General features: G+C 55.2%; 12 protein-coding genes and 3 pseudogenes. 6 read left to right on the top strand and 9 right to left on the bottom strand.

Annotated features, from left to right (window positions below; all coding sequences use genetic code 11):
• Nucleotides 1–200: 200 nt before the first annotated feature.
• The 4 genes from HA45_RS01350 to HA45_RS01330 all read right to left on the bottom strand — a co-directional run bounded on the left by HA45_RS01350 (nucleotide 201) and on the right by HA45_RS01330 (nucleotide 3,669).
• Nucleotides 201–740, bottom strand: a complete 540-nt coding sequence (locus HA45_RS01350) for a PadR family transcriptional regulator (RefSeq protein WP_100703478.1) — start codon at nucleotides 738–740, stop codon at nucleotides 201–203.
• Between the two features lie 90 nt (nucleotides 741–830).
• The gene (locus HA45_RS01345; protein WP_100703477.1) at nucleotides 831–1,613 is read right to left on the bottom strand and encodes a siderophore-interacting protein; all 783 of its coding nucleotides are present in this window, start codon (nucleotides 1,611–1,613) and stop codon (nucleotides 831–833) included.
• A gap of 52 nt (nucleotides 1,614–1,665) precedes the next feature.
• Nucleotides 1,666–2,109, bottom strand: coding sequence for a GlcG/HbpS family heme-binding protein (locus HA45_RS01340; protein ID WP_100703476.1), 444 nt, complete (start codon nucleotides 2,107–2,109; stop codon nucleotides 1,666–1,668).
• Between the two features lie 693 nt (nucleotides 2,110–2,802).
• The gene (locus HA45_RS01330) at nucleotides 2,803–3,669 is read right to left on the bottom strand and encodes a helix-turn-helix domain-containing protein (protein ID WP_100703474.1); all 867 of its coding nucleotides are present in this window, start codon (nucleotides 3,667–3,669) and stop codon (nucleotides 2,803–2,805) included.
• A gap of 412 nt (nucleotides 3,670–4,081) precedes the next feature.
• On the opposite strand from HA45_RS01330, the pseudogene yghX reads away from it, so the two are divergent.
• Nucleotides 4,082–4,971, top strand: a pseudogene (gene yghX, locus HA45_RS01325) (YghX family hydrolase).
• 39 nt (nucleotides 4,972–5,010) lie between these two features.
• Here yghX and HA45_RS01320 read toward each other — a convergent pair.
• Nucleotides 5,011–5,382, bottom strand: coding sequence for a winged helix-turn-helix transcriptional regulator (locus tag HA45_RS01320; protein WP_100703472.1), 372 nt, complete (start codon nucleotides 5,380–5,382; stop codon nucleotides 5,011–5,013).
• 101 nt (nucleotides 5,383–5,483) lie between these two features.
• On the opposite strand from HA45_RS01320, the gene HA45_RS01315 reads away from it, so the two are divergent.
• Nucleotides 5,484–6,338 (top strand): SDR family oxidoreductase, encoded by an 855-nt coding sequence (locus tag HA45_RS01315; RefSeq protein WP_100703471.1) that lies wholly within the window; start codon nucleotides 5,484–5,486, stop codon nucleotides 6,336–6,338.
• A gap of 57 nt (nucleotides 6,339–6,395) precedes the next feature.
• On the opposite strand, the gene HA45_RS01310 is transcribed toward HA45_RS01315, so the two are convergent.
• Entirely contained in the window at nucleotides 6,396–6,587 is a 192-nt protein-coding gene (locus HA45_RS01310; protein ID WP_128598863.1) for a hypothetical protein, read from the bottom strand.
• A 68-nt stretch (nucleotides 6,588–6,655) separates the two neighbouring features.
• On the opposite strand from HA45_RS01310, the gene treF reads away from it, so the two are divergent.
• The gene (gene treF, locus HA45_RS01305; RefSeq protein WP_100703470.1) at nucleotides 6,656–8,311 is read left to right on the top strand and encodes an alpha,alpha-trehalase TreF; all 1,656 of its coding nucleotides are present in this window, start codon (nucleotides 6,656–6,658) and stop codon (nucleotides 8,309–8,311) included.
• A gap of 118 nt (nucleotides 8,312–8,429) precedes the next feature.
• Here treF and HA45_RS01300 read toward each other — a convergent pair whose 3' ends face one another.
• Complete coding sequence (locus HA45_RS01300; protein ID WP_100703469.1) at nucleotides 8,430–9,254, bottom strand: alpha/beta fold hydrolase; 825 nt, start codon at nucleotides 9,252–9,254, stop codon at nucleotides 8,430–8,432.
• A gap of 216 nt (nucleotides 9,255–9,470) precedes the next feature.
• Here HA45_RS01300 and HA45_RS01295 point away from each other — a divergent pair.
• A pseudogene (locus HA45_RS01295) lies at nucleotides 9,471–11,059 on the top strand (MFS transporter).
• 586 nt (nucleotides 11,060–11,645) lie between these two features.
• On the opposite strand, the gene HA45_RS01285 reads toward HA45_RS01295, so the two are convergent.
• A complete protein-coding gene (locus HA45_RS01285) occupies nucleotides 11,646–12,554 on the bottom strand; it encodes a LysR substrate-binding domain-containing protein (RefSeq protein ID WP_100703467.1) in 909 nt (302 codons plus the stop codon).
• 129 nt (nucleotides 12,555–12,683) lie between these two features.
• Here HA45_RS01285 and HA45_RS29400 point away from each other — a divergent pair.
• Together HA45_RS29400 and HA45_RS01280 are read left to right on the top strand one after the other, a co-directional pair.
• Nucleotides 12,684–13,157, top strand: a pseudogene (locus HA45_RS29400) (antibiotic biosynthesis monooxygenase); the annotation flags it as partial.
• 105 nt (nucleotides 13,158–13,262) lie between these two features.
• Nucleotides 13,263–15,131, top strand: a complete 1,869-nt coding sequence (locus tag HA45_RS01280; RefSeq protein ID WP_420849074.1) for an amidohydrolase — start codon at nucleotides 13,263–13,265, stop codon at nucleotides 15,129–15,131.
• A 96-nt stretch (nucleotides 15,132–15,227) separates the two neighbouring features.
• On the opposite strand, the gene HA45_RS01275 is transcribed toward HA45_RS01280, so the two are convergent.
• Entirely contained in the window at nucleotides 15,228–16,175 is a 948-nt protein-coding gene (locus tag HA45_RS01275) for a sensor domain-containing diguanylate cyclase (protein ID WP_100703464.1), read from the bottom strand.
• Nucleotides 16,176–16,409 lie beyond the last annotated feature (234 nt).

Raw genomic sequence — 16,409 nt, 5'->3', positions numbered from 1 at the left:
ATAAACGCGTTAACTGCGATGAAGAAAAAGTAGCGCCAAAATAAAAAAAGTTAAAAACTACCGTTTATATTCACAGGCTAAACCTTTTTGGTATGCCTGTAATAAAGGATGTAGGGATGTTTTTATTTTATTAATTTCGTAGCAGAAAGGTTAATACCACAGGCAATAAAAAAGGCGCGATAAGACGCGCCCTTAACCTGTTAACTGTTCGAGATTTTTTCTGTCGCTTCGTTCAGTGCATTAATCACAATACTCAGCGACTCAGGCGAAATATCTTCCTGGGATAAGCGATGATTTAGCGTATGCCGAATATGATGAATCGCCTGCTCGACTTCCGGAATACTGCGGTTATTCACCAGAATCGCCAGCGAGGTCAGGCGCTCAATAATATTCGCAATATTCTCGCCGTTCTCGGCTAATAACGCACGACCGCCATCATTAAGCGCGTAGGCTTTACGTGATGCATGCGCATCCACCACGCGGATCGCATCCATCTCTTCGAGTAACGTGAGGTTTGGATAGATGATGCCCGGGCTGGGGGAGTATTCCCCTTTCGACAGCTCTTCAACCGACTTAATCAACTCATAGCCATGAGCTGAACTGTTGGCGAGAAAGTGCAGCATCAGCAATCGGATATCACTGGCATCCAGCATCCTTTCACGGCGCTTTTTACGCGCACCTGCACACATTGCACGTTGTGCATTATCGGACTGCCATGGAAAATCCCGCTGATGTTTCATTGCCTTCCCTGAGGTCAATTAAGGGAGGTTGATAGTAGTCTGCCACCTGGCAAAATTCAACACAGGCGGCAACGGGCGCGGCGAAGTCAGTTATTTCTGATGCCAGTACGCCACCGCACGCACGAAGTCAGTGTGTGCACCACGGCGTTGCGTGAAGTAGTCGCTCAGCAATTTCACCGCTTCGCCTTCTCCGGTCAGCCAGATGAAGTACTCTTCGGTTGGCAGTGAGATCTGATCCAGCTGCGCAATCAGTGGACCGAGGTTATCCACCTGCATAGTGCCGCTGCCGAGCCACGTCACCTGCACATTTGGCAGATCGCCGAGGTAATCGCGGCCGGTGTTTTCATCAGCGTAGGCCAGCAGATGAATCTGCTGTGCCTGCATTTCAGCGTAACGACGCTTAAAGGCGGGCAGACCGGTCTCATCGCACACGTAAATCTGGCAGGCATAATCCACCGGCACCACACAGGAGCCACGCGGTCCACCCATGGCAATCTGATCGCCTGGCTTCGCTTCATTGGCCCAGCTGCTGGCCACGCCGCCATCGTGAATGTAAAAGTCGAGCGTGAGAGAATCCGCACCGTTAAACGCCAGCGGCGTGTAATCACGTGCCGCCGGGCGCACACCGCCTGGCCACATAATGCCTTCATCGGTCATTTGCGGTAGCACCAACGCGCTGCCCGCACTTTCCGGGAAGAACACTTTGATGTGATCGTCGAACGACGGCGAATTAAAGCCCGCCAGATCGCTGCCGGTAAACTCAATGCGCCAGAATTCTCCGGCGATTAAAGTTTTGCTCGCCACGGTGATATGGCGGAAGCGTAATTCATTACGTACGCGCTTTGGCGCACGATCGTGAGTGTTTTTTTGCAAGTGTTCTCTCCAGGCAGATGCATCATGATGACGTCCCTGCCACTCAATGTTTTTAAAGTGTTGCCAGTGCTTCAGCCGCCATTTCCGCCACCTGTGAGTCGTTGGCGCCGTGCGCCCCGCTCACGCCAACGGCACCGATCACTTCGCCGTTCAGCCATAGCGGAATGCCGCCTTCCAGCGGTGTGACGCCAGGTGTGGCCAGAAAACTCGGGCTACCGGCGTTGATAAAGGTCTCAAATTCTTTTGAAGGTGCGCGCAACAGAGCCGCCGTGCGTGCTTTGCCTAATGCCACCGTCGGGCTGATGCCAATCGCCTTGTCACTGCGATCCAGACTGACGACTTCACCCGCCCGATCCACCACTGCCACACTGATGTGCCAGCCGAATTCTGCTGCCGCTTCGAATGCGGCGTTGATCACCACACGTGCGGCCGCTAAAGAGATGCTGTGATAAGGATTTGCCAGCGCACTGCTGGCCGATGCTGATTGTTTATCCATAATTTTGCCCCGTACCGGACGTCAGAAGTCCGCGCATGAATCAAATGTTATCGAAAATCATTCTCATCTGACGCCAGGAAGAATAGCTATGATATATCTTGGACGCAATGCCGAAAAATGCTATTGGGAAAAGTTGCAGAATCTTAGGTGTGGCTTTCGCCGACTGGGCTTCAAGAGGGAATCGCGGCTAATGCCATTAGAGAAAGGGTTAAGTTCGATTAGCGGGCAACGATCGCGCCGCAACAAACGTGCGGCGTGTCATCGATATTAATGGGGTAAAGCGCGGTAAAGAGAGAGAACTCAGGCCTGATGATTAGTGCAGTTCACGAAACTATTGTCATCCTGACTGCGCTGCATAAGTGCGTTATCGCCCACAATTTCGTGTTGCTGGCAGTGAGGCTGGTGCGGATGCAGTCCACCCGGCGGCGTAAAGGGCTCAGCCATCTGTGCACTTGCCAGCGAGGAAAACGCCACAAGCGCTGTCATGAGGAACAACGGTAAAAGTCGCATAATTTTTCTTTTTCACTTTGACGGTCCAGAGAGGACCAGGAATGCAGGTGATTATCCAGCCTGATGAGTGGCGGCTGGTGTTTTACGCGGCCAATCAGGTTTCAATGGAGGATTTTACGCCAGTTATGGCAATAATTTTATAAAATCGTGCGGTTAGTCACAGTTAACCGCACGTTTTATGCATTAACAGGTCGAGACCGGAATATAGAAGGTGCCCTGCAACAGATCTGGCGTGCTGTATTTCAGATCCAGCTTGAGCAGATCCTTACCGGCACGACGCGCCACGCCTAGCGCGGGCAGATGGTTGTAATAAATCTCGGCGGTAAATGCATTGATCTCTTCCGGCGTACCGTGCCAGTCAATCTCCGCATATAAACCGCTTTCAACGGTCCAGTTCTGCACGTTGCGCGGCAGAACATCGGCATACTGACTCTCCAGTGCCTGGAACATGCTGATGTGCTGCTGGTCGGCCGAATTCACCCCAGGGCTAAACTGGAACCCCAACCAGCCACGGCTGACATGCTTACCGGCAAAGTTCACAAAATCTCGGGTATGTTGCGCCACCACTTGATTGTGATGCTCGATGTATTCACCGAAGCGGCATTCCCATTCAATCACCTCGCCACACAGCTGTAGCTCAGGCTTTTCGGCCAGACGCGCACTCACCCACGAACGTTGCGTGGAGATGCGGCTGTGAAAATCCTTCATCAGCATATCGGGTATGCGGCGATAGGCCCCCGGCGTCAGTGAGAAGTGGCTTTTGAACACACGGGTGAAATTCTGCTGGTTATCAAAACCAAAGCGCACGGCGATATCGATCAGCGGCATGCTGGTCAATCGCAGCGCCATCGCTGACATGGTCAGTCGGCGTTTGCGCGTGTACGACGCCAGCGTTTGGCCGGTCATCTCTTTAAACATGCGCTGCATGTGCCACTTGGAGTAACCAGATTTCAGGGTAATCAGATCGATATTAAGCTCGTCGGTCAGATTCGCCTCTATCCAGTCCACCAGATCGTTGATGTACTGTTTTTTTAGATTCAGGCTGAGCATGATTTTATTGATCGAGTGATGAGAGTGAAGGTAATGAATTTGCGCGATTAATCACATAAATATAACAAAAACGTATTACTAACGTAAGGAAGAGTAAACGTAGCGAGACGGGAAAAGCATTAATTGCTTAGGTTACTAACGTTTTTAGCTAAAGCTTGTCCGGGAATTTTGTGAGAAAGGTCGCCATTGTAGGCGATTGAGCACTGATTTCTGTTAAGCGAAGCACATTGCCGCACGACGTCAGATCACTGATAACTCAGCAGGTATCCAGCACTGCCGCGTCCAATATCATATAAAACAGTGATATCACGCCTTCCAGCCTTAACCCTTTGCGCCATGGCGTTTGCAAGCGTTAACCAGCTGTGCTTTTTTAAAGCGGCAAAGCAATCGGTTAATCAGCGAAGGAGAGGTTATGACCCGTCTTACCGCACAAGATTTTCCCCAGGAACTGCTTGAGTTATACGACTATTACGCGCACGGCAGGATCAGCAAACGAGAGTTCATCACCCTTGCCGCCAAATTCACTATCGCAGGCATGACCGGCGCCACTTTACTCACCGCCATGAGCCCCAACTACGCGCTGGCGCAGCAGGTTGAATTCACCGATCCGGAAATCAAACCCGAATATATTCACTATCCCTCACCGCAGGGCCATGGCGAGGTGCGCGGCTATCTGGTGCGCCCGGCCAGGGCAACCGGCAAGGTGGGCGCGGTAGTGGTGGTGCATGAGAATCGGGGTCTGAATCCTTATATTGAGGACGTGGCACGCCGCGTGGCGAAAGCCGGATACATCGCGTTGGCACCCGACGGATTGAGTTCAATGGGCGGCTATCCCGGCAATGATGAAGAAGGCCGCGCGATGCAGGCCAAAGTCGATCCCACCAAGCTGATGAACGATTTTTTGCTGCGGTGGATTTCCTGATGCACCACGAAGAAGGCACCGGCAAAGTCGGCATCACCGGTTTCTGTTACGGCGGCGGCGTGGCGAATGCTGCTGCGGTGGCCTTTCCGGAACTGGCTTGTGCAGTGCCGTTTTATGGTCGCCAACCCAAAGCGGAAGATGTGCCGCGCATCAACGCCCCGCTGCTACTGCACTATGCCGCGTTAGACAAAGGCATCAACGAGGGCTGGCCAGCCTACGAAGAGGCGCTGAAAGCTAACCATAAAACCTATGAAGCCTACATCTATCCCGGCGTTAATCATGGCTTCCATAATGATTCGACCCCGCGTTATGACAAAGCGGCAGCGGAGCTGGCGTGGAGCCGGACGTTGGGGTGGTTTGAGAAGTATCTGCACGGCTAATCGTGCCATTTAGGCGTAGCAGCGGGAAAATGTGCCCCGCTACGCCTCCGCGTTATCCTTCACAATGCGATGCACATTGCTTTCCAGCCAGTCGGCCAGGCCAATCACATGGCCTTCGACTTCACGCCCGAGCGGCGTCAGGCGATATTCCACATGCGGCGGCACCACTTGATAGGCGATGCGCTCGATAAATCCATCTTCTTCCATATAGCGCAGCGTTTGCGCCAGCATGCGTTCACTGACGCCACCAATCTTGCGGCGCAGTTCACTAAAACGCAGCGTTTCTTCGCGCAGCGCTAATAATACCAGTACGCTCCAGCGGCTAGTGATGCGCTTGAGCACGTCGCGTGAAGGGCAATTCACATTAAGCAGCTCGCCACGGATAAATTTATTACTCAATTTTTCAGACATTTATGCTGCCTCTTCCAAACTAACAAATCTGTAAGTACTTACTAAAAGTTAGTTTATCCCTTAGGCTGATTTCATTCCAGCTCAAACTGAAGGAGAACATCATGATTGCGATTACCGGTGCCACTGGCCAATTAGGCCGTTTAGTGATTAACGAGTTACTGAAAAAAGTCCCTGCCAGCGAAGTGATTGCCGCAGTGCGTTCACCTGAAAAAGCCGCAGATTTACAGGCTCTGGGCGTGACCTTGCGTACAGCGGATTACAGCAAACCAGAAACGCTGCAGAGTGCGTTTAGCGGCGTAGACAAACTGCTGCTGATCTCTTCCAGCGAAGTCGGTCAACGTGAAGCGCAGCACAAGGCGGTGATTGATGCAGCGAAAGCGGCGGGCGTGAAGTTTATTGCTTACACCAGCCTGTTGCATGCGGATACCTCCACACTGGGCCTGGGCGCAGAACACCGCACCACCGAAGCGCAGTTGAAAGCCTCTGGCGTGCCGTTTGCTCTGCTGCGTAATGGCTGGTACACCGAAAACTATGCCGCCAGCATTGCGCCAGCGCTGGCACACCACGCCTTTATCGGTGCCGTGGGTGAAGGCCGCATCGCATCAGCCTCACGCGAAGACTACGCAGCCGCAGCGGCTGAAGTCATCAGCCGTGACGATCAGGCCGGCAAAGTGTATGAACTCGCCGGCGATAAGAGCTACACGCTGGCCGAGTTCAGCGCCGAGATTGCGAAACAGTCTGGCGAGCAAGTGGATTACATCAACCTGCCACCTGCGGAGTTCGAAGCCGCGCTGAAAGGCGCCGGTTTGCCGGATGGATTGGCAGAACTGCTGGCGGATTCCGATGCCGGTGCCGCGCAAGGCGGATTGTTCGATGACAGCCGTTCGCTGAGCAAATTGATTGGTCGCCCGACCACGCCGTATGCTGAAGTGATTAAAGCCACACTGGCGAAGTAATGCCTCTCCAGGCCAGCGAAAGCTGGCCTGATTCCCGCCTCGTATGCCACCAAATGATCAAAGCAAAACACGATATTTAAGCCAAATAATGGCGATTTTCTTATTTACAGATAATTCCGTAACCTGATTTAAACCACCATTTGAAACGCTGCTTTCAATTCCTGAAATATAGCTTGTTGTAATCGCTGTAAATTCACCAAAAAGCCGGATCAATCGACAAGATTTATTACGTTCATAGATATTTCGCATTGTTGTCTCGGCTATTCAAAGCTCTATAATTTGTCCTTTGAGCAACCAGGCAATTTCAGGAGGCCGCTATTAATACTAACCAGCAACATCAAGCTTTCGGGGAACACGAAGCCCATGCTGATCTGGGGTATCAATACGATCCTCACGAATTTATCCGCGAAGGCATGGAAGATTCCGAGCCGGAACCGGAGCTGATTCAGGGTCTGCCTGCGCCAGATGCGCTAACCCCTGCCGATCGCTATCTTGAACTGTTCGAGCACGTGCAGATGTCACGCATATTTGCCGATGGAAAAACCTTCCCGGACTGCGCGCCCAAATTCGATCCGCTGGATATATTAATCCGCTATCGCCGCACCCGACGCTCGGCTGAGTTTGATCTCGAAAAATTCGTGCATGACCATTTTTATTTGCCGCAGGTGAATGAAAGTTTCTATGTCTCCAATCCAGATAAATCGCTGACGGAACATATTGACGATCTGTGGCCGGTGTTAACCAAAATGCCGCAGCAGCATTTATCGCACTCATCGCTGCTGCCGCTGCCGAAACCTTATGTGGTGCCGGGCGGACGTTTTGGCGAGACCTATTACTGGGACTCCTATTTCAGCATGCTCGGCCTGGCTGATGCGGGACGCGACGATTTGCTGCGAGACATGGCAGACAACTTCGCGTGGCTGATTGATAACTACGGTCACGTGCCGAACGGCAACCGCACTTATTATCTCAGCCGTTCTCAGCCACCGGTGTTTGCGCTGATGGTCGAACTGTTCGAAGAGGATGGTATTCGCGGTGCGAAACGCTATCTCGACCAGCTGATGAAAGAGTATCAGTTCTGGATGGATGGCGCGGGCGAGCTGATGCCGCATCAGGCGTATCGTCACGTGGTGCGCATGCCGGATGGTTCGCTGCTCAACCGTTACTGGGATGACCGCGACACGCCGCGTGATGAGTCGTGGATGGAAGACGTGGAAACGGCCAGCAAATCGAGCCGACCGGCCAATGAGGTGTACCGTGATTTGCGTGCAGGTGCCGCTTCAGGCTGGGATTACTCATCCCGCTGGTTGCGCGATCCGCAACGTCTGGCCAGCATTCGCACCACGCAGTTTATCCCGGTGGATCTGAATGCGTTTCTCTACAAGCTGGAGCTGATGATCTCCACGCTGTCGCACGCCAAAGGCGAAGAGCTGACGGCGCTGGCGTGGCAGAAAAAGGCCGACACGCGTAAGCAGGCGATTCATCGCTATCTTTGGGATGACACCGCAGGCGTCTACCGTGATTACAACTGGCGCGATGAGCGCTTTGGTGCCTTCACGGCTGCCGCAGTGGTGCCGCTGTTCCTTGGCCTCGCCTCGCCAGAACAGGCGCATCTGCAAGCGATTGCGCTGCGTCAGTTGCTGCTGACTCAGGGCGGCCTGCTGACATCAATGGTGGAAAGCGGCGAGCAGTGGGATAAACCGAATGCCTGGGCGCCGCTACAGTGGATGGCGATAGTTGGCCTGAATCATTACGGTGAAGAGACGCTGGCGACAGAGATTGCCGTTAACTGGCTGACCACGGTGAAGAACTTCTATTCGCTGCATCACAAGCTGGTGGAGAAGTATGACATCAGCGGCGATCGTGCCCGTCCGGGTGGCGGCGGTGAATATCCGTTGCAGGATGGATTTGGCTGGACCAACGGTGTGACACGTCGATTAATGACAATGTACGGGCATTTGTTGGCGGATTAACAGAGAAAGGTCGCATCAGCGCCCTTTCTTATTGGTGGTCATTATCGGAGCGGCGCAATGTATTGCGCTTGTCACAGCGACTCAGCTGAACAAAAACGCGCCGCTACGCAACCTCCGCTTATTTATTTCCTTGCAGGAACGCCAGCAGATCGTCGTTCAACTGATCCTGATGGGTCACCGCAAATCCGTGCGGGCCGTTCTCGTACACTTTCAGCTCCGAGCCCTCGATCATCTCGTGCACCAACTTACCGGTGGCTTCAAACGGCACGATCTGGTCATTGCTGCCGTGAATCACCAGCGTCGGCACATCCACTTTGGCGATATCTGCACGGAAATCGGTTTCGGCAAACGCCGTCACACAATCAATCGTGCCTTTGAGTGAAGCCAGCAGCGCGATATTCAGCGTCTGCGTCATCACACCATCAGAAATGGTCTGGCCTGCGTTAGCACCATAAAACGGTGTGGCGAAGTCTTTGATAAACTGCGCACGATCTTTCAGCAGACCCGCTTTGATGCCATCGAACACCGCCGCTTCAACCCCTTCCGGATGATCATCGGTCTTACCAAAGATTGGCGTGACCGCGCCCAGCAGCACCAGCCCTTTCACTTTCGTCGTGCCGTAACGGCCGATATAACGTGAAACATCACCGCCGCCCATTGAGAAGCCCACCAGCGTGATGTCGTCCAGTTGCAGATGCTCAATCAGCGCATGGATATCATCGGCGAAGGTATCGTAATCGTAGCCTTCCCACGGCTGCTCAGAACGACCGAAGCCGCGACGGTCAAACGCAATAGCACGATAGCCGCGTTCGGCGAGGAAATTCAGCTGGCTATCCCACATATCTGCATCCAGCGGCCAGCCGTGGCTGAACAGAACTGGCTGACCTTTGCCCCAATCTTTGTAGTAGAGGTTAACGCCGTCTTTCGCTTTGAATGTGCTCATGTTTTTTGCTCCGTTAAGTGAGTGATGTTGTGTCTGCTAATCAAACTACATTCGGTTGCTGCAAAAACCTAAAGCAGAGATTTTGACAACTTGTTCAAAGATTTTTGCCCTGTGAAGCTGTCAAAAAAGCCTGAACAAGTTGGCCGATTTTTCCGCTATCAAGCATCTCGCGGGATTCGTAAGGTGCATACATCGCACATTTACAGGAACATGATGATGAGCCAGCAAACCCCAACGACGCCACGCGGCGGCGCATTTTCTCCCTTCGCTTACGGGCTGTTCGCCCTGATCTGGACCGCCTCGGTACTCGGCAACACCGGCAGTTTTATCCGTGACGTTGCCAGCGCCTGGCTCGTCACCGGATTATCCGATAACCCCACCGCCGTGGCGTTAATGCAAACCGCCGCCACCCTGCCGGTGTTTTACTGGCGCTGCCGGCGGGCGTGCTCTCTGATATCGTCGATCGCCGCCGCCTGCTGATCGTGGTGCAAATCCTGATGGCCAGCGTCAGCGGCACGTTGTTGGTGCTGTCGCACAATCACTGGCTCACCGTGGAATGGTTGATCGGCCTGACCTTTGTCGGTGGCATTGGTGCCGCGCTGTTTGGCCCGGCCTGGCAGGCGATTGTCCCCGAGTTGGTGCCGCGCCATGAGCTGAAAAACGCCGTGGCGCTCAACTCGCTAGGGATCAATATTGCCCGCGCCATCGGTCCTGCCACCGGCGGTTTACTGCTGGCAAGTTTAGGCGCCATGGCGGCCTACGGTGCCGATGTGGCGAGTTATTTTTTCGTTATTGCTGCCCTGCTGTACTGGAAACGCCCGGCGAAAGCCAAAACCGAACTGAATGAACACTTCTTTGGTGCCTTCCGTGCAGGGCTGCGCTATGTGAAAGCCAGCCGCGAACTGCATCGCGTGTTGTTCCGCGCCGCGATGTATTTCGCCTTTGCCAGTGCCATCTGGGCGCTGTTGCCATTAGTGGCGCGCACCATGCTGCACGGCACCGCGGGCTTTTACGGCTTGCTGCTGGGTGCAGTCGGTGGCGGTGCGATTGCCGGTGCGCTGCTGTTGCCGCGTCTGCGCAGCAAACTCAGTAACGATGGCTTGATGTTGCTCTCTGCGGTGCTGAGTGCGCTGGTGATGCTGGCGCTGGCGATGAGCCCGCCGCAGTGGCTGGCGCTACTGTTGATGCTGGTGCTGGGCGTCGGCTGGATTATTGCACTGACCACGCTGAACGGCGTGGCACAGGCGGTGTTGCCCGATTGGGTGCGCGGTCGCGGTCTGGCGGTGTACTTGATGGTGTTCAACGGCACGCTGGCCGCTGGCAGTCTGGCCTGGGGCTTGCTCGCGCAGCAACTCGGTCTGGCCAACACGCTGCTGATTGCCGGGGCTGGCCTGGTGATCACCGGCGTGCTGCTGAAACGTCTGGCGCTGCCTGCTGGAGAAGCGGATTTGCAACCCGCTGAGCATTGGGCCGCGCCGGTGGTGCACGATGATGTCGATGTGCGTCATGGCCCGGTTTTGATTCAGATCCGCTACCGCGTACCGCAGGAAGACCGCGCCGCGTTCAAAAAGGCGATTCACAAACTGGCGCAGTCACGCCGCCGTGATGGTGCCTATTCCTGGGGATTGATGGAGCAAACCGACGATCCGACAGCGCTGCTGGAGTGGTTTATGGTGGAGTCCTGGCAGGAGCATATGCGTCAGCACCAGCGCGTGTCGCACGCCGATGCCGAGTTGCAGCAGGCCGTTCTGCAATATCATCAGGGCGAGGAAGCCCCGCAGGTCAGTCATCATATTGCGATATAACGGCGCTTTACGCGGTAACTCATGCCAGTTAAGGCTTTAATTACAAAAGCTGTCACTGTTAAAAGTGGCAGCTTTTTTCGTTTGGGTGAGCATGTCGGAGTGCGGGCCAGCGCACCTCTGCTGCTGCCGGGCCGTCCTCGCGCCGCTGACGCGGTGCCATCGGCTTCCACGTCGTGCCGACGGACCGTTCGGGTAAGGCCATCCAGGCCAACCCGAACTGCCAGTCGCATCCATGCGACTGGCTCCTGGCCCAACGTAAAAGCCTCAGCGCTGCGGATAGCCCTTGCAGCAGCAGAGGTGCGCTGGCCTCTACTATCGTGCCCTTTTTTACCACACGCACAAATGCTTCCGAGCAGGCGGGTGCCGTTCAGGGGCTGGCAATCCGCAGCGCTGAACGTAATGAGTCTGCCAGGATAGCCCGCAAGGATGCGGGCGTAAGGCGGGGCGGCACACGATGTGCCATCCCCGCCGTTCCGTCAGGCAGACGAATGAAGTGAAGGTACCGCGCAGCGGCGCGAGGACCGCCGGCCCCTGTACGACACCAGACTGCGTTATCACCCGTCGCTTAACTAACGAGCATTACGCTTTACGCGGGAGAATAAATCTCCTGCAGCCCTGCCAGCGTAAGCAGGTGCTCGCGCCACCAGGTAGCCGCATTGCCGGTCGCGGTCTCATTCCACGCCAGATACGCCATATCGCGTCGGCATTCGCTATCCAGCTGACGCGCCACCAGCGCCCCACTCTCCAGATGCGGTCTTGCCAGATACAGCGGCAGATAACCACAGCCGAGCCCATCCAGCTGCGCCTGCAGTTTCGCCGGGAAGTCATGCACGCTCAGAGTCTTTTGCTCATCCAGCACGCGTAAATCAATGCCTGCGCCGTGGCGAGACGAGTCATGTACCGTCACCGCACGGTACTGGCGAATCTGCTCGCGCAGCAGCGGCTCAGGGGCCGAGGCCAAAGGATGCTCGGGCGCGACAGCAAACACATAATCCAGCCAGCCCAGCGGTTGGCAGACAATCTCTTTGCGCGTGGCGGGTTCCTGCACCGCGCCAAAGACAATATCCGCTTCGCCATAGTTGAGCGCTTCCCAGCAGCCGGAGAGCACGTCCTGACGGAATTGCAGCTGGGTATGCGGGTGCTCCTGATAAAACTGATCGATCAGCGGGGTCAGAATGCGAAACGGCAACGAGGCATCGACGCTGATCACTAGCTGGCTCTCCCAGCCGCTTTCGACGTAGCGCGCCTGTTGCTCTAACTCGTTGACCGCACGCAGCAAGGTGCGACCTTTCTCCAGCATCAAGCGACCGGTCGGCGTGAACGTGGCGCGATGGCCAGAGCGATCGAGCAGCGTGATCTTGAGATCGCTCTCCATTTTCTGCACGGTATAGCTCAACGCCGACGCGGTTTTAAACAAGCGCGCAGCCGCAGCGGCAAAGGTGCCGTGACGATCCAGCGCATCCAAAATCAGCAACGCTTCAAGGTTTAAACGCATTCCTCTGCCTCCCCAAAAATTGTTGAACAACAACCCAAAATCTATCCGTTATCAATAAACGCTCTCATTTCGTATTTTTTTACTCAACGAAGCAAGCATTTTCACCAGCGGAAACTTTAGGAACCGACCATGAATTACTCGCAGCAAGCCAACCACGTGACGCTGGTGATCACCCACAGCATTCTGACGGAAAAGCAGGCCGACTATGAGCAATGGCTCGATACCATCATGCCGCAAGCGGCAAGCTTTCCCGGCCATCTGGGCGTTAACGTGCTGCGTCCGGTGCACGGCGACAACGCTTACACCGTACTGATTCGTTTTACCGGACTGGATGAGCTGTACGCGTGGCTGAAATCGGATCAGCGCAACGCATTGATCAAAGACCTGCCGGCAATGCTGGCGCAGCCGGAACATATTGAAGTGCGTCCCGGTGCCGCGTTCTGGTTTACCCCCGCGCAAAAAGGCCAGGTCAAACCGGCGAAATGGAAGCAATACTTACTGACGCTGGGGGTGATTTTTCCCTCTACCAACCTGGTGCCGTGGTTCTGGAATCAGGTATTGCCCGCCGCGCACGGCACGCTGTGGGGCCACTTGCTGAATGATGCCAGCGTGGTGGCACTGGTGGTGTTCTTGTGGATGCCGATCGTTACCCGAGTGTTAAACAGTGGCTTATTGGCCGCAACGCGTAATCTAACTGGAGAAGAGATGATGACAACGGCCTCACTGATTTTTACTAACGGCAAATTCCACACCGTGGATCGCGCCAACCCTTTAGCCACTGCAGTCGCGATCAAAGACGGCAAATTCCTCGCGGTGGGCAGCGAAGCGGAAGTGATGCGCTTTGCGGGTAGCGATACGCAGATTATTGATGCAAAAGGCCACACCGGCATTCCCGGCCTCAACGACTCGCATCTGCACCTGATTCGTGGCGGTCTCAACTACAATCTTGAACTGCGCTGGGAAGGCGTTCCGTCGCTCGTCGATGCATTGCGCATGCTGCGTGAACAGGCCTTGCGCACACCTTCACCGCAATGGGTGCGCGTGGTGGGCGGCTGGAGCGAATTCCAGTTTGCTGAACGCCGCATGCCGACGCTGGACGAGATCAACGCCGCCGCGCCGGATACGCCAGTGTTCATCCTGCACCTGTATGATCGCGCCCTGCTAAACCGCGCTGCGCTACGGGTGGTGGGTTACACCAAAGACACGCCAAACCCACCGGGTGGCGAAATCCAGCGCGACAGCAATGGCAACCCGACCGGCATGCTGATTGCGCGCCCTAATGCCATGCTGCTGTACGCCACGCTGGCGAAAGGCCCGAAGCTGCCGCTGGAACAGCAGGTCAACTCCACGCGCCAGTTTATGCGTGAGCTGAATCGCCTCGGCCTGACCAGCGCCATTGATGCGGGCGGCGGCTTCCAGAACTATCCCGATGATTACGATGTGATTTCCGAACTGCACGCCAAAAAGCAGCTGACGGTGCGCATCGCCTACAACCTGTTTACTCAGAATCCCGGTAATGAACTGGGCGATTTCGAGAAGTGGACCGATATGCTGAAGCCGGGCCAGGGCACCGATTTCCTGCGTCACAACGGTGCGGGCGAGATGTTGGTGTTCTCGGCGGCGGATTTCGAAGACTTCCTCGAACCACGCCCCGATCTGGCACCGGGTATGGAAGATGAGCTGGAGCGTGTGGTGCGCCATCTGGTTGAGCATCGCTGGCCGTTCCGCCTGCACGCCACCTATAACGAATCGATCAGCCGCATGCTGGATGTGTTCGAGAAGGTGAATCGCGATATTCCGTTCAACGGTCTGCACTGGTTCTTTGACCACGCGGAAACCATCACCGAGGCTAACATTGAGCGCGTCAAAGCGCTGGGCGGCGGACTGGCGGTGCAGCATCGTATGGCATTCCAGGGCGAATACTTTGTCGATCGTTACGGTAAAGAAGCGGCCAAACAGACACCGCCAGTGGCACGCATGTTGGATGCAGGCGTGCCGGTCGGTTTAGGCACCGATGCCACGCGTGTTGCCAGCTACAACCCGTGGACCGCACTCTACTGGCTGGTTTCCGGCCGTACCGTCGGCGGCATGCAGTTGTACGATGACAATGCGCGTATTGACCGCGAAACCGCACTGATGCTGTGGACCAAAGGCAGCGCGTGGTTCTCCAGCGAGCAGAATGCTAAAGGTGAAATCAAAGTCGGTCAGTTGGCGGATCTGGTGCTGCTGTCGAAAGATTTCTTCAGCGTGCCGGAAGAGGAAATTAAAGGGATTGAATCGGTGTTGACGCTGGTCGATGGCGAAGTGGTGTATGCCGCAGGCGGATTCACGCCGCTGTCTCCGCCGCCGGTTCCGGTGCTGCCAGAGTGGTCGCCGGTCGTCACCGTTCCGGGCCACTATCGCAGCGCCCCGCCACAAGCCAACGGCCGTGCGGCGATGATGCCGAAAGTGCACCAGTGCAGCGGCCCCTGTGGTGTTCACAGCCACTCGCATGATGTCGCACGCCAGTCTTCGGTGCCGGTATCGGATAACAATGCGTTCTGGGGTGCGCTGGGCTGTTCTTGTTTCGCGTTTTGAGTGAGTCGTGGTTTGAAGCCCTCTCCTGCTGAGAGGGCTTTGCTGCAAATAGACTCTCTTCATATGGCGCGGATCGGTGTCCCCAGCCACAAAAGTCTATCCTGCTAATCCGAATCCGTGCTTGCCGTTCTTCTTGATGTGGTACATCGCTTCATCCGCACGTGTTAACGCTTCATCGAAATTAAAGTGCGGTTGCACCGTCGCCACGCCAATCGAGGCACCAATCTGCGCATGGCCGTTATCGACATCGAACGGCGTTAGCGCGGCATCCAGCACCGCCTGCAACATGATGCGCACTTTGGGGAAGTCGATCAGGAACGGCATCAGCAGCACAAACTCATCACCGCCGAGACGCCCCACCACTACGTTCGGTGGCACCTGGTCGAGAATGCGCTGGCTGAGCTGAATCAGCACCTCATCGCCACTGCGATGGCCAAGCGTATCGTTCACATGCTTAAAGTTATCGAGATCGATAAAGGCCACGCAAAGCGGCCCCTGCGCTTTCATCTTGCTGAAATGGGTTTGCAGCGCGTGGCGGTTGGTCAGGCCGGTCAGCGGATCGTGATGAGCCAGGGAAGAGAGCTGCGCTTCATACTGCTTCTCTTTGGTCATATCGATGTGCGTGCCAGTGACTTTAAGCGGGTTACCCTCTTCGTCCCACTCGGTGACGCGCCCGCGATCCAGCACCCACTTTATTTTGTCGTTTTTACCGAGCATGCGATGCAGCGCTTCATAGTAAGGCGCACGACCTTCGATATGATCGTAAAACGCCTTGAGCACTTCATCGGCGTCATCGGGATGCAGGCGATCGCGCCAGACGTCAAACTGCGCTTTGGTTTCTTTCGGCTGGAATCCCAGCATCGAACCCCAGCGTCGATTGAAAATCACCAGTTTGCCGCTGGGAATATCCAGCTGCCACAAACATAAACCGGTTCCGTCCAGCGCCGCACTCAGCTTGTTACGCGCGTCATGCGCTATGCGCTTTAAGCGCGCATTATGCTTTTTCAGGTTCTGAACCTGCTGACGTAGCGCTTCTTCGGACATGATGGCTGACAGAGAGGAAATAAGGACTATTCTGCCTGCCAGGAAGTTTCTGATAAATAAAACAATTGAAAAGCCGATTAGCAGCGGGAAATTGCATCAAGCTCAGAGGGAACGGCGAAGCATTGAGGTTATTTCAGCTAACAAAACTTTCTTTATTCACTCCAGGCAGTGGAAAGCGCGCCTGTAAAATGACGCACCTCTCCTTTTCATTCTCGTTGCGTTAGCGCCCGTATT

It is taken from the genome of Pantoea rodasii, assembly GCF_002095465.1.
Lineage (GTDB): Bacteria > Pseudomonadota > Gammaproteobacteria > Enterobacterales > Enterobacteriaceae > Pantoea > Pantoea rodasii.
The sequence above is the reverse complement of the archived record's forward strand: the minus strand, read 5'-3'. Positions and strand labels throughout refer to the sequence as shown.

Excerpts from the sequence above, each read along its gene's own strand:
- HA45_RS01350 (WP_100703478.1), bottom strand. The coding sequence starts at position 740 with ATGAAACATCAGCGGGATTTTCCATGGCAGTCCGATAATGCACAACGT.
- HA45_RS01340 (WP_100703476.1), bottom strand. The coding sequence starts at position 2,109 with ATGGATAAACAATCAGCATCGGCCAGCAGTGCGCTGGCAAATCCTTAT.
- HA45_RS01330 (WP_100703474.1), bottom strand. The coding sequence starts at position 3,669 with ATGCTCAGCCTGAATCTAAAAAAACAGTACATCAACGATCTGGTGGAC.
- HA45_RS01320 (WP_100703472.1), bottom strand. The coding sequence starts at position 5,382 with ATGTCTGAAAAATTGAGTAATAAATTTATCCGTGGCGAGCTGCTTAAT.
- HA45_RS01315 (WP_100703471.1), top strand. The coding sequence starts at position 5,484 with ATGATTGCGATTACCGGTGCCACTGGCCAATTAGGCCGTTTAGTGATT.
- HA45_RS01310 (WP_128598863.1), bottom strand. The coding sequence starts at position 6,587 with ATGCGAAATATCTATGAACGTAATAAATCTTGTCGATTGATCCGGCTT.
- HA45_RS01300 (WP_100703469.1), bottom strand. The coding sequence starts at position 9,254 with ATGAGCACATTCAAAGCGAAAGACGGCGTTAACCTCTACTACAAAGAT.
- HA45_RS01285 (WP_100703467.1), bottom strand. The coding sequence starts at position 12,554 with ATGCGTTTAAACCTTGAAGCGTTGCTGATTTTGGATGCGCTGGATCGT.
- HA45_RS01280 (WP_420849074.1), top strand. The coding sequence starts at position 13,263 with ATGACAACGGCCTCACTGATTTTTACTAACGGCAAATTCCACACCGTG.
- HA45_RS01275 (WP_100703464.1), bottom strand. The coding sequence starts at position 16,175 with ATGTCCGAAGAAGCGCTACGTCAGCAGGTTCAGAACCTGAAAAAGCAT.